Annotated in this window: 3 protein-coding genes; 1 reads left to right on the top strand and 2 read right to left on the bottom strand. The window is 70.5% G+C overall.

Translation table 11 applies throughout. From position 1 onward, the window contains the following. Nucleotides 1–169, bottom strand: a 169-nt coding sequence (locus G3N93_RS41925; protein WP_241026905.1) for an SDR family NAD(P)-dependent oxidoreductase, incomplete at its 3' end; no start/stop codon positions are given. Next, the gene (locus tag G3N93_RS39605) at nt 166–999 is read right to left on the bottom strand and encodes a molybdenum cofactor biosynthesis F family protein (protein WP_174986292.1); all 834 of its coding nucleotides are present in this window, start codon (nt 997–999) and stop codon (nt 166–168) included. The genes G3N93_RS39605 and G3N93_RS41925, both read right to left, overlap by 4 nt. Nucleotides 1,000–1,169: 170 nt before the next feature. Here G3N93_RS39605 and G3N93_RS39600 point away from each other — a divergent pair. Further along, on the top strand, nt 1,170–1,659 hold a 490-nt coding region (locus tag G3N93_RS39600; RefSeq protein ID WP_206135483.1), incomplete at its 3' end, for an AraC family ligand binding domain-containing protein.

The raw sequence follows: 1,659 nt of genomic DNA, 5'->3' as shown, positions 1-1,659 counted from the left end.
CCTGCGCGGCGGCCGCCTCGCCGTTCAGGTCGGCAAGCGCGACGAACGCGTCGGATTCCGCGAAGCGGCGTGCGATCGCCGCGCCGCTCCCCTGCGCGGCGCCCGTGACGAGCACGACGCGCCCGCTGAAATCCGCACGCAGGCGGCCGCTGCCCGGCACGGCATTCATCGCTGCGCCTCGCCGCCGAGCGGATGCACGGTGTCGTTCAGCACCTGCGCGTGGGCGCCGATCGGGAAGTTCGACAGCGTGCCGAAATCGCCGCCCTGGTAGCCGAAGATCTTGCCGTCGGTCTTGCGCTGCGCGAGGTCGATCAGCACGACGCCGAGCGTCGGCACCACTTTTTCGCGCCACACGAACAGATACAGCTCGTCTGCAATCCTGAAGTAATGGCAGCGATCGACATCGGCCAGGCCGCCTTCGACACCCTGCAGGCACTGCCACGCGTAGAAGTTCTCGTTCAGGTAGATGTGCTCGTAGCATTCGGTCGGGCTGTAGCGATACATCGTCCGCTTGCCGATCAGCTCGCGCGTAGGCCCGTGCAGCCGCCCCGGCTGCGTGTGGCCGCCGAGCGTGCCGTGCCGGAATTCGGCCTCGACGCCGGTCAGCGGCAGCCCGCGGGCAACCCGCGTAAATGCGTCGATACGCGTATCGGCTTCGGTCGGCAGCACGCCGACGACCGACGTCCATACGCCGTTGTCGAGATCGATCACGAGACTGACCGAGGTCGCGCGGGCGGCCGAATCGATGTAGTCGACGAAGTACAGCCCGTCGCGCAGCCGCGTCACGCGGCACGGCTCGCGGCCGCCCGTGTCGGTCGCCGCGTCACGCCACTGCAGCGCACCGGGCTCGAACGTATAGACGCGCCACGCACCCGATGCGTCGCCGAGCGCAAGCGTCCGCCCGGCGAGCGCGTCGACGGATGCGAGGATGTTTGCTTCCGGCGCGAAGCCGTCCGCGAGCGCGCCAACCTGAATGAATACCGGATCCTGTCGTTCCACCTGCCGTCTCCCGCGCAGCTTCAGGCCCGGCGGGCCGTGTACGCTGCTCATGTGCACATGGTGCGGGCTGCGCGCGCCGCGCGGTATCGGCCAAAAGGATGAAGGGCGCGCCGCGCCGGAACGCGCTAAAGTGCACGGAATCCGCGCCGCCACCGGCGCGAGGAGCGCACATGCACCGCGTCACCCATTACCGACGGACCGGCGAAGGCATCGAGGCCATCAGCCTCGAATCCGACCGCGCATTTCCGCGCCACGCGCACGACGAATTCGGGGTCGGCGTGATCGTCAGCGGCGCGCACCGGTCGTGGAGCGGCCGCGGGCAGGTCGACGCACTGGCCGGCGACGCGATCATGGTCAACCCGGGCGAGATGCACGACGGCTCGCCGATCGAGGCCGGCACGGGCCGGCGCTGGCGGATGCTGTACCTCGCGCCCGCGCTGGTCGCGGGCGTCGCGGCGGAAGAAGGCCTCGGCGGCGTCGAACTGGCGCATCCGGCAGTGCGCGATACGCGCCTCGCAGCCTCGGTGGGCCGGCTGCATGCGCGCATCGTCGCCGGGGAATCCCAGCCACTCGCCCGCGACGAAGCGCTCGTGATGCTCGTCGCCGGGCTGCTCGCCCGGCACGCGAACCGCACGCTGCCGCCGGCGGGCGTCGAGATAG

The sequence above is a fragment of the Burkholderia sp. Se-20378 genome (assembly GCF_017104665.1).
Lineage (GTDB): Bacteria > Pseudomonadota > Gammaproteobacteria > Burkholderiales > Burkholderiaceae > Burkholderia > Burkholderia lata.
The sequence above is the reverse complement of the archived record's forward strand: the minus strand, read 5'-3'. Positions and strand labels throughout refer to the sequence as shown.